11 protein-coding genes and 1 pseudogene are annotated in these 14752 nt (G+C 75.2%); 4 read left to right on the top strand and 8 right to left on the bottom strand.

Translation table 11 applies throughout. The features are described from left to right. Positions 1 to 137: 137 nt before the first annotated feature. A pseudogene (locus MXD60_RS29920) lies at positions 138 to 354 on the top strand (DUF3516 domain-containing protein); the annotation flags it as partial. Here the strand turns inward: MXD60_RS29920 and MXD60_RS29420 are convergent. Next, positions 332 to 2788 carry a diguanylate cyclase domain-containing protein gene (locus tag MXD60_RS29420; protein ID WP_248819809.1) on the bottom strand — a complete coding sequence of 819 codons (2457 nt, stop codon included), beginning with the start codon at positions 2786 to 2788 and terminating at the stop codon, positions 332 to 334. The pseudogene MXD60_RS29920 and the gene MXD60_RS29420 overlap by 23 nt on opposite strands. Positions 2789 to 3111: 323 nt before the next feature. Between MXD60_RS29420 and MXD60_RS15600 the strand changes: the two genes are divergently transcribed. Next, a complete protein-coding gene (locus tag MXD60_RS15600) occupies positions 3112 to 3747 on the top strand; it encodes a response regulator (protein WP_308222498.1) in 636 nt (211 codons plus the stop codon). 119 nt (positions 3748 to 3866) lie between these two features. Here MXD60_RS15600 and MXD60_RS15595 read toward each other — a convergent pair whose 3' ends face one another. Both MXD60_RS15595 and MXD60_RS15590 read right to left on the bottom strand, forming a co-directional pair. After that, positions 3867 to 5609, bottom strand: a complete 1743-nt coding sequence (locus MXD60_RS15595; protein WP_248819799.1) for a bifunctional aminoglycoside phosphotransferase/ATP-binding protein — start codon at positions 5607 to 5609, stop codon at positions 3867 to 3869. Positions 5610 to 6008: 399 nt separating this feature from the next. Next, on the bottom strand, positions 6009 to 6527 hold the full coding sequence (locus MXD60_RS15590) for a hypothetical protein (protein ID WP_248819797.1): 519 nt from the start codon (positions 6525 to 6527) through the stop codon (positions 6009 to 6011). A 678-nt stretch (positions 6528 to 7205) separates the two neighbouring features. Here MXD60_RS15590 and MXD60_RS15585 point away from each other — a divergent pair. Then, on the top strand, positions 7206 to 7682 hold the full coding sequence (locus tag MXD60_RS15585) for a TM2 domain-containing protein (protein WP_248819795.1): 477 nt from the start codon (positions 7206 to 7208) through the stop codon (positions 7680 to 7682). After that, positions 7675 to 8100 carry a DUF2752 domain-containing protein gene (locus MXD60_RS15580; protein ID WP_248819793.1) on the top strand — a complete coding sequence of 142 codons (426 nt, stop codon included), beginning with the start codon at positions 7675 to 7677 and terminating at the stop codon, positions 8098 to 8100. The genes MXD60_RS15585 and MXD60_RS15580 overlap by 8 nt, the downstream gene beginning before the upstream one ends. Positions 8101 to 8237: 137 nt before the next feature. Here the strand turns inward: MXD60_RS15580 and MXD60_RS15575 are convergent, their stop codons facing one another. The 5 genes from MXD60_RS15575 to MXD60_RS15555 all read right to left on the bottom strand — a co-directional run bounded on the left by MXD60_RS15575 (position 8238) and on the right by MXD60_RS15555 (position 14652). Next, positions 8238 to 8780, bottom strand: coding sequence for an acyl-CoA thioesterase (locus tag MXD60_RS15575; RefSeq protein ID WP_248819791.1), 543 nt, complete (start codon positions 8778 to 8780; stop codon positions 8238 to 8240). 120 nt (positions 8781 to 8900) lie between these two features. Next, the gene (locus tag MXD60_RS15570) at positions 8901 to 10484 is read right to left on the bottom strand and encodes an amidohydrolase family protein (protein ID WP_248819789.1); all 1584 of its coding nucleotides are present in this window, start codon (positions 10482 to 10484) and stop codon (positions 8901 to 8903) included. Between the two features lie 9 nt (positions 10485 to 10493). After that, positions 10494 to 12140: an MFS transporter gene (locus MXD60_RS15565; RefSeq protein ID WP_248819787.1), complete on the bottom strand. Its 1647-nt coding sequence runs from the start codon at positions 12138 to 12140 to the stop codon at positions 10494 to 10496. A gap of 257 nt (positions 12141 to 12397) precedes the next feature. Continuing rightward, complete coding sequence (locus tag MXD60_RS15560) at positions 12398 to 13549, bottom strand: XdhC family protein (RefSeq protein ID WP_248819780.1); 1152 nt, start codon at positions 13547 to 13549, stop codon at positions 12398 to 12400. 176 nt (positions 13550 to 13725) lie between these two features. Further along, the gene (locus MXD60_RS15555) at positions 13726 to 14652 is read right to left on the bottom strand and encodes a glycoside hydrolase family protein (RefSeq protein ID WP_248819779.1); all 927 of its coding nucleotides are present in this window, start codon (positions 14650 to 14652) and stop codon (positions 13726 to 13728) included. Between the last annotated feature and the right edge of the window lie 100 nt (positions 14653 to 14752).

The following is a 14752-nucleotide window of genomic DNA, read 5'->3' as shown; positions in this document are numbered from 1 at the left end:
GGGTCGCGGCGGCACAGACGGGCCCCCCGACACGGACGTTACCCGGCGACACAAGCCGGGCCGACCACTTATGCCGGTATTGTCCCATTGTGAGTACCGTACGGGTCTTCCTGCTGGATGACCATGAGATCGTCCGCTACGAGGAGCACGACGCGATCGGCACCGGACCGGATGCCCGTGGCCCGGAGATGCTGTTGCTGGACACCGACGGCCCGGTGTGGACGGCCCGGCAGATCCTCGATGATCCGGCCGGTGACCATGACTGGGGGATCAGCGCGGAGATCGATCGATCTGGCCGCCTCCGACGAGGCCGGCGTCGCGGTGGTGCGGGTTACGGCGGTCGATCCGCTCTGACCCCGCCCGGTCGGTCGGTGACCGCCGATGCCCGCCGTGCCGCGTCCGCGAACGGGGTGTCCGCGGGTCCGGTGCCGGCGGACTCGGCGGGTCCGGCGGATGCTGCCGGGCCGGTGGGTCGGATGGGGCCGGTGGGTACCGGGCCGGCGGCGAGGGTGGCGCCGAGCTCGACCGCGCGGGCCGCGGCGGCGGCGTCGGCCAGGTCGGTGACCATGAGACGCACGCCGAGGTCGGCGAACAGCCCGCGCATGCTCTCGCGCAGCGCGTCGCCCCGCACCCGCACCCGGTCGTAGGTGGTCGGCGACGTCCACACCCCGGTGATCGACGGGCCGAGGGCGACGATGTCGACGGCGAGGTAGCACAGCAGGACCAGGCTGGCGTCCTCCATGCCGAAGTCGGCCAGGCACACCCCGATCCGGTGTTCGCCGATCTCGGCGAGGCGGGCCGCCCACTCGGCCGGGTTGACGTCGCGTTCGGCGTCGACGATGTCGAGGATGAGCTCGCCGTCGCGCAGCCGGTCGGTGTCGAGGGCGTCGCGCACGGCGGTGACGAAGGCGGGGGTCGGCGGCACCGTGGCGGAGACGGCGAGGTGCACGGGGGGGGGGGGGGGTCCGTCGCGTAGGCGGGGCAGGTCAGCGAGGATCCGCTCGAAGACAGCGCGGTTGAGCGCCGGGAACATGATCTGTTGTTCGCTGGTCGCGACGAGGTCCGCGGCGGGGACCTCGTCGAGGGCGGGATGCGACCATCGCAGCTCGGCGCGCAGGCCGGCGGGTCGGGTCTCGGGCAGGTCGACGATCGGGCTGTAGCGGACCCATAACCAGCCGTCGCCGGGTTCGCCGCGCAGCGCGCGGATCAGGGCCGCACGGAAGCTGGTGGCGTCGTCCCGGCCGTCGTCGTGGGCCAGGCCCGGGGTGTACGGGGTGAGGGTGCCCTTGCCGGTGCTCTTCGCCGCGTACATGGCGGCGTCGGCGCGGTGCAGCACGCGTTCGGCGGACAGTTCCTCGTCGGCGTCGGCGACGACGAGGCCGACGCTGGCCCGCACGGTCTGGCGGGCGCCGGCGAGCAGGGCGGGGGCGCGCACGGCGGTCAGGACGCGGCTGCCGACGGTCGCGGGGGCCTCACCGCCGGGGATGAGCAGGATCGCGAACTCGTCGCCGCCGAGGCGGGCGACGGTGTCGGTGGAGCGCACGGCGCGGCTCAGCCGCTGGGCGGTGACCTGCAGGAGTCGGTCGCCGGCGGCGTGGCCGAGGGTGTCGTTGACCCGTTTGAAGTCGTCGAGGTCGACGTAGAGGACGGCGAAGCGGCGACGGTCGTGGCGTTGGGCGTCGAGGACGTCTCGTAGTCGTTCGCCGAACAGCGCCCGGTTGGCCAGGCCGGTCAGCGGGTCGTGGAAGGCCTGGTAGTGCAGCCGGCGCTCGCTGATCTCCAGGCGGTGCAGCAGACCGATGTTGTCGGCGAGGATGACCATCTGGCGAGCGAGGCCGAGCAGCGGCAGCGCGAGCAGGGCGGCGATGTCGACGGCCTGGGGGCCGGCGCCGATGGTGATGTCGTACAGGACGATCAGGCCGGCGACGCCCAGCGGCAGCAGGGGCAGGACGGCGTGGGCCCAGCGGGTGCGGGCCACCGACCGCCGGCTTGGGGTGGTCCGGCTGGTCCCGGCGGGGGCCAGGCAGGCCAGGGTGAGCAGCCAGACCGCGACGACCCAGCAGTCCAGGCTGGCGAAGCGCACCCCTCCGCTGCCGATGACGATGACCTGGGCGTAGACGAAGAAGCTCAGGCAGAGCATCACGATCCCGGTGGCGAGCAGGACGAATCCGGTGGCCGACGCCGGCCGGCGAAAGATCCACAGGGCGACGGCGGTGCAGGCCATGAGCACGCCGGCGGCGCAGTACAGCAGGACGACGACGAGAGCCTCGATGTCACCCATCCCGGTATCGACGACGCGGCGCAGGAGCAGCGTCCAGGCGAGCAGGCCGACCGAGCAGACCACGATGAGGCCGTCGAGCAGGGTGGCGATCCACCAGCGGGGGCCCAGCGGTCCGTGGAGCGTGGCGGGTGGCGCCGGGTAGCGCAGCAGGGCGAGCAGGACGAGGACGAGCGGGGCGAGGACGCTCAGCTGGGAGTAGGTGAGCTGGCCCCGTGCCGGTGAGCTGACGGGGATTCCCGCGAGGAGGTACCACCAGCCGGCGAGCTCGATGAGGGCGAAGGCGCCGACCAGCAGCCAGCGCCACGAGCGGTCGCCGGAGGGTGCACGCCGGGCGCCGCGGCCGGCACTGACGATGCCGAGCTGGCAGACACCGATGACGGCGAGGCGAATGATCATCTGCGCGGCGGCGTAGGGCAGGACCGCGGCGGCCACGACCGACAGCGCGGAGCTGAGCACCGCGGCGAGCACCCAGCACTGCCACGGCGTCCAGCCGGACCGGTGCGGCACTCGACGGCGCCGGCCCGGCGGGCGGTCGGGTGCCCAGGCGAGTTCCGCGAAGCCGGGGGGCGCAGGATCATACGAACGCGCGCCACGGCACGCCTGAACGGCGTGGCGACAGAGCCGGAGCTGCCATTTCACGACCACTCTGTAGGCTTCGCCCGCGACCACAGTCCTCTAACTGTTCGGAGGCGATTGACTTCGCTGTGCGATGAATCGTGTCGTGCGCCATGATCTCGGCACGCGGGGGCGCCGGCACGGACGGGCCCCCGACACGGGCGTCACCCCGTCAACACAGCCGGGCTGACCGATTACGCCGGTATTGTTCCATTGTGAGTACCGTACGGGTCTTCCTGTTGGATGACCATGAGATCGTCCGCCGCGGAATCCGGGAGATGCTCTCCGAATCCAGCGATATCGACGTGGTCGGCGAGGCGTCGACCGCGGCGGAGGCGCTGCGCCGCATCCCGGCCACCCGGCCGGACGTGGCCGTGCTCGACGCCCGGCTGGAGGACGGTAACGGCATCGACGTCTGCCGGGACCTGCGTTCCGCGCATCCCGAGATCGGTTGCCTGATCCTCACCTCGTACGACGACGACGACGCGCTGTTCGCCGCGATCATGGCGGGCGCCGCGGGCTACCTGCTCAAGCAGATCAAGGGCACCGACCTGGTCGGGGCGATCCGCACGATCGCCTCGGGCCGCTCCCTGCTCGACCCGGCCGTCACCCAGCGGGTGCTGACCAGGCTGCGTGAGGGGCCGGTGGAGGACCGCAAGCTCGCCGCGCTCGGGGAACGGGAACGCCAGATCCTCGTGCTCATCGCCGAGGGTCTGACCAACCGGCAGATCGCCGGGCGGATCCATCTGTCCGAGAAGACCGTGAAGAACTACGTCTCGGCGATCCTGGAGAAACTGGAACTGTCCAGCCGCACCCAGGCCGCCGTCTACGCCACCCGCGTCGACAAGTAGCGGCGATCGACAGGTAGCGGTCGCCGCCCCCGCCGGTGGCGGGCCGCGTCGCCGCCCGCGCCCGAACGCCCGCACGCCCGCTGCGCGACGGCGACGGGGTCGGGTCGGCGCGGGGATGGTCAGTCGAGGTGGTTGAGCACCGTCTTGAGTGCCTCGGCGACGGTGACGGCGGTGCGCACGATCGTCGCGGAGGGCCACGGGTCGGCGCGGGCGGCCATCGCCGCCGCGATGGCGACCGTGGCCTGTGAGGGGTCCGTACCGGCGGCGAAGCGCCGGGCGATGCGGGCGGCCGCGACCTCCGGGGCGGTCACGCAGTGCAGTTCGATGAGGTCGGCGCACACGTCGGTGGCGAGGTCGGCGACGGCGTCGCGGTGCCGGGCGCTGGACCAGGACGCGTCGAGCACGACGCTTTCCCCGCGGCACAGCGCCGTGCGGGCCCGGCGCAGCATCTCCGCGTACGTCGCGTCGGTGATCTCCGGGGCGTAGCGGCCGACGCCGAAGCCGTTGTCGTCCGCGCCGTCGGTGGCCTGCGGTGCGTCGGCGGGTGCCTCGCCGACGAGTTCCTGGCGCAGGATGTCGCTGCGCAGCAGCACCCAGCCGTCGCCGACCTCGGCGAGCCGGCTGGCAAGCGTGGTCTTGCCGGTGCCGGGCATGCCGCCGACGACGACCAGGCGCACCCGTCCGGCCCGCAGGTGGCGGTGGGCAACGGCGAGCAGTCGCCGCGCCCGCTCGGGCGCGTCGGGGTCGCCGTGGCCGTGCACGCAGGCGAGCATCGCCTGCGTGCAGGCCCGGTAGGCGACGTAGTAGTGCTGCAGCGACGCGGGGTGCACCTCGCCGCTGAACTCCCGGTAGGCCTCGAGGAACTCGGCGGCCTCCTCGGCGGCGCCGAGGCGCTCCAGGTCCATCGCGAGCGAGGCGACGTCACCGAGGACGTCCCCGGAGCGCAGCCGCGGGTCGAACTCGACGCAGTCGAGGATGCGGGGGCCGTCGTCGAGGCAGAAGATGTCCTCGGCGAGCAGGTCGCCGTGCCCGTCGCGGATCCAGCCCGCCCGGGTGCGTTCGGCGAGCAGCTCGCCGCGCCCGGCGAGGTAACGGCGGGCCAACATGCCTATGTCGTCGACGACGGCGGCGTCGAGCTGGTTGCCACGGTAGGCGGAGATCCCGGCCAGGGTCTGGCGCCAGAGCTCCTCCTGGGCGCCGCGCTCCCCCAGCGCCGCGATCCACGGGGCGCTCTCGCAGCGCTGGTGGAACACCGCCAGCGCGCGGGCCACGGCGCGCAGCATCGGGGAGACCCGGTGCCCGCGGCGCACCAGCGTGGACAGCTGCCGGCTGGCCGGCATCCGCCGCATCACCACGAGGTGGTCGACCAGCGTGCCGGCGTCGTCGTGCAGGTCGGCGACGCCGAGGTAGACGTCGGGTGCCAGGCGGCGGTTGAGGGTCACCTCCGCCGCGCACAGCGCCTCGCGGGCCTCACGGTCGGCGTCGGTGAACGCCGCCTCGACGGGTTTGCGGCGCTTGTAGACCCGCTCGGCGCTCAGGTAGAGCACGGCGCCGGGGGTCTCGTGGATCTCCCCCGCCTCAAGGTCGGCGAGATCGGGGGCGCGCAGCCGCGGCGGGGCCGGCGACGCGCCAGGGTGCGCCACAGCCCCGGCGGACCCCGTGCCCGAGGAGGACACCGTGCCCGAGGACGACACGGCGGCGGCCTGCGCGTTCGCGGCGAACACCGCGGACGGCCGCGCGGCGCGCACCATGCCCACCGGGGTCACCGCGGCCGGGCCGGGTGGGACGGGCGGGCCGGGTGTGCCGCGGCTGGCGCCGGCGCCTGCGCCGGGCAGCGCATCCCGTACGGACTGGACGGTCATCGCCTCTCCCGGGGTTACGTGGAAGTCTCACGGACCTGGCGGTCGACGCCCGTTCCACCGTCGAACAGTCGAACAGCGGCGTTCGATGGTTCTCACAGGTCATGCTCGCCGCCCGGCGCCGCGCCCGCGACCGCCAGAGGTTGCCTGTCCGGGGGACGTTCGGACCTCGCGGGGGCGGACATCCGGCCCGGCGGGCCCACGCGCCGACCGGCCGGCGCCGACGCGCGGCCGCGGGCCGGATCCATCCCCGGCGCGCCGGTGGTCACCGAAGGCTACGCCGACGGCGTGGCCGGACGCCGCGGGCGAACCCCGGGCACGCCGGCGAGTCCCGAACGCGGCGCGCGGGGCCGCGGGTGCTGTGCGTGCGCCCCGAACGCCCCGCGCGATCCCCGTGCGCCCTCAGCGATCCTCGAACTGGCGCACGAACGCCTCGCGTTCGGCCGCGGCACTGGCGACGAGGCGTTCGGCGCGGGCGAAGGCCTCGTCGTCCAGGAACAACTCGGCGCAGTACCGGTCCACCAGGCCGGCGAGGGTGTGCAGGACCGCGCGCAGTTCCGCGGGTGAGCCGGCGATCCACGGCCAGGCATTCTCCCGCATTCCGTATACCGCATGCAGAACGTCCTGCACGCTCAGGCCGCGCTGGCCGTTAGCGGCGTCGGCGCCGCCGCGGGCCGGCCCGGAATCCGACTCCGACCACATCCCAATGCGGGCGCCGAGCGCCCAGCACGTCCACGGATCGCAGGCCACGTCCAGGATTCGGTGGGCGCCGCGGAACAGGACATGCCAGCAGGTCCTTTCCGCCACGAACAGCCCGTACTTCTCGGCCAGCGGTTCGAGGGTCTCCATCACCGCCTGGTCGAACCCGATGCCGGCATGCCCCCCGCCGGCCGCCTCGCCGTGTTCGTACCGCAACCCCATGCACCTCGCCTTTCCGGCCGTTCGGGTGCCGATAACGGCATTCCAGGTCGCTGGTCCGGTTCCTCCCACGGCACCGGCAGCACCCGCCGGGCGCCGCGCGCCGCACCGGGCCAACGACACGGGGACCCGCGGTGAACTGTAGAAGAAAACGACGGATCCAGTCGCGGGAATCGGGGTGCTTGTCCACTGGACGTCGATTGTTGGCGTGGCGCCGCCGGTCCGTCGCGGCGCCCGCGGCCGCGATTCGGAAACGCCCCGACAAACGGGTTCCCGCGGGTCGGGCGCGGCGGCGGCGAGAACGCCTTCAGATCCGCAGGTCAGTACGACGCCGGGCGTACCCCGGCGAGAGTCAGCAGCCTTTCCCGCCGACCGCAACAGGACTTTGGTCCTCCCGGTGGCCACGCCACGGACGAGCGATCGCGCACGCACGAAGGGGCTATCTCCGCGCCACCCGCAGATCACACATGGGCCACGGTTGCCGACCCTGTGTGACGGGTCGCGTATCGGACAGCCGGCGGGCGGGGAACGGCTGTCGCGGGCCCGGGCGGCCTCGGTAGCATCGCCTCGATTCCGCGCCACCGGCACCGCCCGGGCCTGCCAGCAGGGCAGATCCGGGCGGCGGACCGCCACGGCGCGCACAACCGGTACACCGGGTCCGCGCATTCCCTGGGAGCACAGATGACGTCGCCATGGCAACCGCAGGACCAGCCGCAGGGCTACCAGGGCCAGCCCGGACCTGGTGAGGGCCAGCCCGGCTACCCGCAGCAGGGCTACCCGCAGCAGGGTTATCAGCAGCAGGGCTATCCCGGCCCGGGCGGATACCCGGGGCCGGCGGGCCAGCCCGGCTACCCGCCCGGCGCGCCCGGCTACCCGCCGCCCGGCTACGGCAGCCCGGCGCCGTTCGACCAGGCCGCTCCGTTCGGGCGCCACCCGATCACCGGTGAGGCGTACTCGGACAAGCAGAAGCTGACCGCCGGGCTGCTGCAGATCCTGCTCGGCGGCGTCGGCGCCGGCCGCTGGTACCTCGGCAACACCGGCATCGCGCTGGCCCAGCTGTTCACCTGCGGCGGCCTGGGCGTGTGGGCGCTGATCGATGGCATCATGATGCTGACCGGCAACGTCCGGGACAAGAACGGCCGGCCGCTGCGTGACTGATCCGCCCGCCGCGGACACCCGCGCCGGCGCCGTCCCCGCGGCGCTGGCCCGGCGCCGGCGCGTGCTGGGGCTCGGCGTCGCCGTGGCCGCCTGCGCCGGGCTGCTCTACCTCGCCGGCCATGACCCGCACGACCCGGCGATCCCGATGCCCCTGTGCCCGATCCGGCACCTGACCGGGCTGGACTGCCCGGCGTGCGGATCCCTGCGGGCCGTGTACAGCCTCCTGCACGGCCACCTGGGCGCCGCCGGCCGGGACAACGCGTTCGCGCTCGTCTGCGCACCGCCGCTCACCGCCCTGCTGGCGCGCCAGGGCCGGGCGGTGTGGCAGGGCCGGTACGCCCCCGTGCCGGCACCGGTCGCCTACGGGCTCGGCGCCGCGGCGCTCGCCTGGATGGCGGTCCGCAACCTGACTGGATGATCAGCATGGCGTCGGCGTGACGTCAACAGCGTTGATTATCTTGGTGTGGGTGCGGCGGCGCCCGTCCGCCGGGACCCCGCGCCGCCCCCGGTCGGTATCCGCTACCCGGTCGGTATCCGCTGCTCGGTCGGTGCCCGCTACGGCGCCGGGTGCCCCGCCGGGGTCTGGCCGGGGATCTCCGCCGCCCGGTCGTCGCCCGTGGTCCGCTCCCCCGCCACACGCGGCGCGGCGCCCCCGGGGCGGGCGGGGAACGAGATGGTGTCGAGCAGCGCCCGCAGCCGCGGCGGGATCACCACCGGCACCTCGTCGACGAGGTGCACCATGACGGTGTCGGACAGCCCGAGGCAGACACCGTCGCGGAACAGGCCCGAGACGTGGGTGAACGACGTCCGGCCGATGCGGCCGACGCCGCCGCCGAGGGTGTAGGTGCCCGGGAACGTCGCCCGGTCCAGGACGTCGATGGCCGTGCGGGCGACCGACAGGGTGAACGGCCGGACCGTCAGCGACTCGTTGCCGAACAGCGCCAGGTGCATCGCGAGGCGGGCGTCCTGGTAGAACGACGCCAGCGCGACGTTGTCAAGCTGCCGGTTGAGGTGCATGTCGCCGTACCGCGCGGTGACGCTGTGGCTGGCCGGGTAGCTGGCGAGGCTGAGCCGCTGAGGGTCAGGTTTCGGATCCATGGTGACACTGTGCACACCAGGCCGCCCGCCTGGTCAGGGGCCTGCCCGCCGCGGCGCCCACCCCACCGCCGCGCTACCCGCCGTGACGGCCCGCGGGCCGTCACGGATGGTGCGGGGCGTTCACCCCAGCGGCGTGCCGGCGACGATCGTGTGCCGCACGGCGCTGCTCGACGGGTCGGCGAGCGCCGCCGCCAGCGGCCGGTCCAGCAGGCACAGGTCGGCGGGCGCGCCTGCGCGGACCACGCGCGGGCGGGCCGGGTCGCCCGGTTCGCCGAGGAACAGGGCCAGGGCCGCGGCGGCGGTGAGCCGTTCCGGCGCGCCGAGCACGGTGCCGCCCGCGGTGCGCCGGTCGAGGGCCGCGCGGATCGCCCGCCACGGGTCGGGATCGCCGAACGGCGCGTCGGTGCCGGCGGCCAGGCGGATGCCGGCGCGTAGCAGCGATGCCGCCGGGTAGAGCGTGGCCGGGTCCTCCTCGACGACGTCGGCGCGGTAGCGGTCGCCGCGTTCGGCGATGAAGTTCGGCTGCGTGACCACGGTCAGCCCGGCGCGGCGCAGCGCGCCGTGCAGCTCCGCCGGCACGACCGCGGCGTGCTCCAGCCGGTCCCCCGGGGCGGGGCCGGCCAGCTCGAGCGCGGCGAGGGTGAGCACCGTCTGCGTCCGGGTGACGCAGTGCACCGCGACCGGGTGCCCGCCGCGGTGGGCCGCGGCGAACCGCTCGGCGAGCGCGGCGAGGCCGGGCAGCCGGTCATCATCAAGGATGATCTTCACCGGGCCGTCGGCGCCCCGTTCCCCGCCAGCACCGTCCTCGGGGGTCGCGGTGTGCGGGCCGCGCTCCCCCGCCGCCGCGGACGGCTCCGAGCTTCCAGGTGCTGAGCTGCCCGGTTCCGGGCGCATGAGGACCAGGCGCTGAGGCAGGGTGCCCGTCCGGGCGGCGTCGGCGAGCAGCTGGCGCTCGGCGTCGGCGCGCCCCGGGGTGGCGTCGGTGAACCCGGTGATGCCCGCGGCGGCGGCGCGCCGCCCGAGCGCGGCGAGGTCCGCGCCGACCCGCGGTATCGGCGCGGCGCGGCGCAGCCAGTCGTCCAGGCGCCACAGCCGGCCGGTGGGGTGCCCGGCGGCGTCGCGCTCGACCCCGGGCAGCGGGCAGTCCGCGACGCCGGCCAGGCGCAGCGCGAGGGAGTTGAGCACCCACAGCGCGCCGCCGCGGTGCTGGATCCGTACCGGCTGGTCGGCGAGCAGCGCGTCCAGGCGGTGGCGGTCGAGGTCGCCGGCGACGCTGGGGTGGTAGCCGACGGCGCGCACCCACCGCCAGCCCGCGCCTGCCCCCGCGCCCGCCGAGGCCAGGGAGGAGGCGGCGGCGGTGTGCAGGGCGTCGCGCAGGCCGGCGGCGTCGGTGACCTGCGGCGGGCCCGCGCGCACCGAGGACGCCGCCGCCGCCAGAGCCAGCAGGTGGACGTGATGGTCGTGCAGGCCGGGCAGCAGGGCGGCGCCGTCCGCGTCGAGCACCGGCTGCCCGCGCGCCGCCCGCAGCGGCGCGGCGCTGATCGTCACGATCCGCCCGCCGGCGATGCGTACGTCGGCGATCCCACGGGGCCCGCCGCTGCCGGGCGCCGGCGCGGCGAACGGCGCGGCGAACGGCGCGGTCAGCTCCGCCCGGCGGATCAGCAGCGAGCCGGCCCGGGACGCCCCGTCACCGGTTGTGCCCACCGCGGCAGCCTACCGGTGGGTGGTGCTCGCGGCCGGCGAGGCGGACGCCGCGCCGGCGGGCACGACGGCGGCGTGCACGACCGGGGCGAGTGGCGGGGGCAGCCCGTCGGCGCCGTACAGGCAGCCCGCCGCGGCGCCGGCGACACCCCGGGGGCGCAGCCGCACGGACAGGGCGAGGCGGTGACGCGCGGCAGGCCGCCCGTCGGCGGGGGCGCGGGGGACGAGGCCGGCCGCGGCGACGGCGAGCGCCGCGGCGAGACCGGCGACGGCGAACACGAGGCGGAAGGCGCCCAGGGTGGGTTGCGGGCCGTGCGCGCTCGGCGCGGTCAGATGCCCGAGGACGGCGGCGATCGCCGCGCTGCACAGCGCCTGGCCGACCATCCGCAGCAGCACGTTGAGGCCGTTGGCCGCGGCCGTCTGGGTCCGCGGCACCGCCTGCATCGTCAGCATCGGCATCGCCGAGTAGGCCAGGGCCGTGCCGCCGGCGCCGACCGTCGCCCCGGCGATGATCGTCGGGATGCTGCCGAGGGTCGCCATCCGCACGGCGTAGCCGGCGACGAGCGTGGCGGTGCCCGCCAGCAGGGTGACCCGCGGGCCGCGGCGCGCGGTGATCCGCGCGGCCAGCGGCGAGAGCAGGACCATCGCGACGCCGCCGGGCAGCAGGCACAGCCCGCTGGCCAGCACCGACAGGCCCAGGCCGTAGCCGGTGTCGCGGGGGATCTGGACGAGCTGGGAGGTGGACAGCGAGTTGGCGTAGAACGAGAAGCCGACGAGCAGGGCGGCGAGGTTCGGGGTGAGGATCGCGCGGCGGCGCGCCAGGCGCAGGTCGACGAGCGGGTCGGTGGCGCGCAGCTGCCAGCGGGCCCAGACGGTGAGGATCACCACCGCGGCGATCAGCGCGCCGGCCAGGCGCGGACTGGTGAATCCCCAGGCGGCGGCCTTGGACAGGGCCAGCAGCAGGCACAGCAGGCCGGCGGCGAGCCCGATGGCGCCGGGCAGGTCGAAGCGGGCGGGGGCGCGCACCGGTGACTCGCGCACGATCAGGAACGCGCCGAGAAGGTCGGCGAAGCCGAGGGCGGCGGTCACCCAGAACATCACGTGCCAGTCGGCGAACTGGATGATCATCGCGGCGAACGGCACGCCGAGGCCGGCGCCGATGCCCACGGTCGCGCTCATCATCGCCACCGCGCCGCCGACCCGCTCGGGGGGCAGCTCGTCACGCAGGATGCTGATCGACAGCGGCACCACCGCGAGGCAGGCGCCCTGCAGCCCGCGGCCGACGATCAGCAACCACAGCTGGGAGGTCATCGCGCACAGCAGGGATCCGACGGTGAGCGTCGCCAGCGCGATCAGCAGCATGCGCCGCTTGCCGAAGATGTCGCCGGCGCGGCCGAACAGCGGGGTGACGACGGCGCCGACGAGCAGGGTGGCGGTCAGCAGCCAGCTGACGTCGGACACCGAGGCGCCGGTCAGGCGCGGCAGTGTCGGCAGCAGCGGCACGATCGACATCTGTGCCACCGCGGTCAGCGTGCCGCCGACGCCCAGCACGGCCGCCAGGCGCCGGGACCGCGCCGTGCGCGCGAGGGCCGGGACCGGGGTCGGGACCGGGGTCGGGACCGGGGTTCGGGCGGCCGGTTGTTCGCCTGGTTCGTCCACGTCGCTCCTCGGGTCGCTGCTCGGCGGCGTGGCCGGACACCCGATCGGCGCGTTACCACCCCCCAAAACAGTTAATGTCCGCTAACCATCTCCGGTCAACGCACGCCACCCGCGCCCACCTGCCGAGATCGGTCAAGCTCGCAGGTCACGGCCCTGACAGGGGCGGCCGGCGCGGCCGGTGGGGTCCCCGAAGCGCGGGGCACCTCCGTGTACGGGCCGTCCCGGCCGGTGCCAACGGGCCGGCGCGGCGCGGTCCCTCAGCGGGTGGCGCCCAGCCAGGTCGAGGTCGCGGCGCTGCCGGTGGGCGTCCCGGCGGGTTCGGTGTGGATGCGCCCGGAGGTCTCGCGCAGCGGGCGGCCGGAGCCACCCCAGTGGCTCTGGATGATCTCCGCGGCGATCGACACGGCGGTCTCCTCGGGGGTGCGGGAGCCCAGGTCGAGGCCGATCGGGGAGTGCAGGCGGGCGAGGTCCGCGTCGCGCAGGCCGTCGGCGCGCAGCTGGTCCAGCCGTTCGTCGTGGGTCCGCCGTGATCCCATCGCCCCGATGTAGGCCGCCGGGGAGCGCAGCGCCGCGCGCAGCAGCGGCATGTCGAACTTCGGGTCGTGGGTGAGCACGCAGATCACGGTGCGGTCGTCGACGGCGACCCGGTCGAGATAGGCGGCGGGGCGCGCGCAGACGACCTCGTCGGCGTCGGGGAAGCGGGCCCGGGTCGCGAACACCGGGCGGGCGTCGCAGACCGTCACCCGGTAGCCGAGGAACCGGCCGATGCGCACGAGGGCGGCGGCGTAGTCGATGGCGCCGAACACGAGCATCCGCGGCGGTGGCGCGAACGTCTGGACGAACACGGGCACCCCGTCGGGGCGGCGCTGCCCGCGCGGCCCGTAGTGGCGCACGCCGCCGCGGCCGGCGGCGAGCAGACCGCGGGCGTCGTCGGCGGCGGCGACGTCCAGGCCGCCGGCGCCGAGCGAACCCGCGCCGCGGTCGGGCCACACCGCGATCTGGGCGCCGAGCGCCTCGCCGTCGATCACTGTCAGCAGTGCCACGGCCTGCTGCCCCGCGAGCGCGTCGAGGACGCCGTCGAGGGCGGCGGCGGGTCCGGGCGGGTGCGGGGTGATGATGATGTCGAGGGTGCCGCCGCAGGTCAGCCCGACGGCGAAGGCGTCGGCGTCGGAGATCCCGTAGCTCTCCAGGGCGGGCCGGCCGGTGCGCAGCGCCTCGGCGGCCGCCTCGTACACGGCGCCTTCGACGCAGCCGCCGGACACGCTGCCGACGACCTCGCCGCCCTCGGCGACCGCCATCGCGGCGCCGGGCTGGCGCGGGGCGCTGCCGCGCACCCCGCAGACCGTGGCGAGCGCGAAGCCGGTGCCCTGCGCCCGCCAGCGTCGCAGCGCGTCCGCGATCTCGCGCATGCCGCGTCTCCCCTCACCGCCGCGCGAGGGTCACCCGTTGGCCCGGGTTCAGGCTGATGACCTGTGCGTTTGTTGTCCGGCAAGCGTCGGCGGACCCTGTGAGGGCCACGATAGGTCCTGGCGGGGCCGGTGGCTGCCTGGCCGTGACCGATGCCCCATCACCGTCCGTGCGCGGCTCAGGCGGGCGGGTGCAGTTCGGTGCGCAGTTCGTGGCTGCGGTCGGGTCGGGCGGCCTCGTAGTAGAGCCGGTGGCCGCCGTCCGGGAGGGCGACGACGGTGACGTAGCGCAGCGCGCCGTCGCCGAGCGCGGATGCGGCGACGGGTTCGGTGCCGACGGCGTGGAAGCGGTCGGGGGTGACGCCGACGGCGAGGCCGGTGCGTTCCGCCCAGTTCTGGTCGGCGCTGGCCCGGCCGTCGTAGAAGGCGACGGGCTGCGGGCCGTCGGTGAGGACCGCGCTGATCCGCACGCCGCGGGCGTCCCAGTGGCCGGGGCGGGGGGCAAGCGCGGTGCCCGTCCAGGTCCAGGTGATGCCGTCGGGGCTGGTGGCGTGGCGGCTGTCCATGCGGTCGGTGGCGTCCGGGTCCTCCAGCGGGTGGCAGGACGCCCAGAGCTGCCAGACGCCACCGTGCAGGGCGACGACCGGGTCCTTCACGGCGAGGCTGGCCGGGTCACCGGGTAGCACGGTGCGGGTGCTCGCCGGGTCGAAGGCGTCCGGGGAGTCGGCTTCGAGCAGGTCGACCCACCAGTGGGCGCTGTTCGGCGCCGCGCAGCTGACGTAGAGCCGCCAGCGGCCCTCGGGGGTGCGCACGAGGGCGGGGCGCTCCAGGCTCTCGGCGCCGAACGGGTCGCGGGGCACGGTGGCGATCTCGGTGAAGGTCTCGCCGTCGGTGGAGCGGGCGATGACCAGGCCGTAGCCGCGGCCGGCGCCGACGGGGCGGCGCAGCCGGTAGGCCAGGTAGAACACGTCGTCGGCGAGGACGACGCTGGGCGCGCCGGCCCAGAACCCGGGGCCCGCGCCGGGGGCCTCGGCGACGGTGACGGCGGGGCGCCGGCCGGGCATGGGCACGGTGGTGGGAGTCACATGCTGCCGGCTGGTTGCCACGCCGCAACCCTACCGTTGCCGCCCGGATGCCGACCGGTGAAGGGCGCCCCGCGTGGGTGGGGTCGCGGCTACCATCTTGATTTCACCGGTCGAGATGGCC

Origin of the sequence: Frankia sp. AgB32 (genome assembly GCF_023243045.1) — a bacterium.
GTDB lineage: Bacteria > Actinomycetota > Actinomycetes > Frankiales > Frankiaceae > Frankia.
The sequence above is the reverse complement of the archived record's forward strand: the minus strand, read 5'-3'. Positions and strand labels throughout refer to the sequence as shown.

What these genes read in the sequence shown, in the direction of transcription:
- MXD60_RS15590 (WP_248819797.1), bottom strand. Translation starts at nt 6,527, where the DNA reads ATGGGGTTGCGGTACGAACACGGCGAGGCGGCCGGCGGGGGGCATGCC.
- MXD60_RS15575 (WP_248819791.1), bottom strand. Translation starts at nt 8,780, where the DNA reads ATGGATCCGAAACCTGACCCTCAGCGGCTCAGCCTCGCCAGCTACCCG.
- MXD60_RS15585 (WP_248819795.1), top strand. Translation starts at nt 7,206, where the DNA reads ATGACGTCGCCATGGCAACCGCAGGACCAGCCGCAGGGCTACCAGGGC.
- MXD60_RS15560 (WP_248819780.1), bottom strand. Translation starts at nt 13,549, where the DNA reads ATGCGCGAGATCGCGGACGCGCTGCGACGCTGGCGGGCGCAGGGCACC.
- MXD60_RS15595 (WP_248819799.1), bottom strand. Translation starts at nt 5,609, where the DNA reads ATGACCGTCCAGTCCGTACGGGATGCGCTGCCCGGCGCAGGCGCCGGC.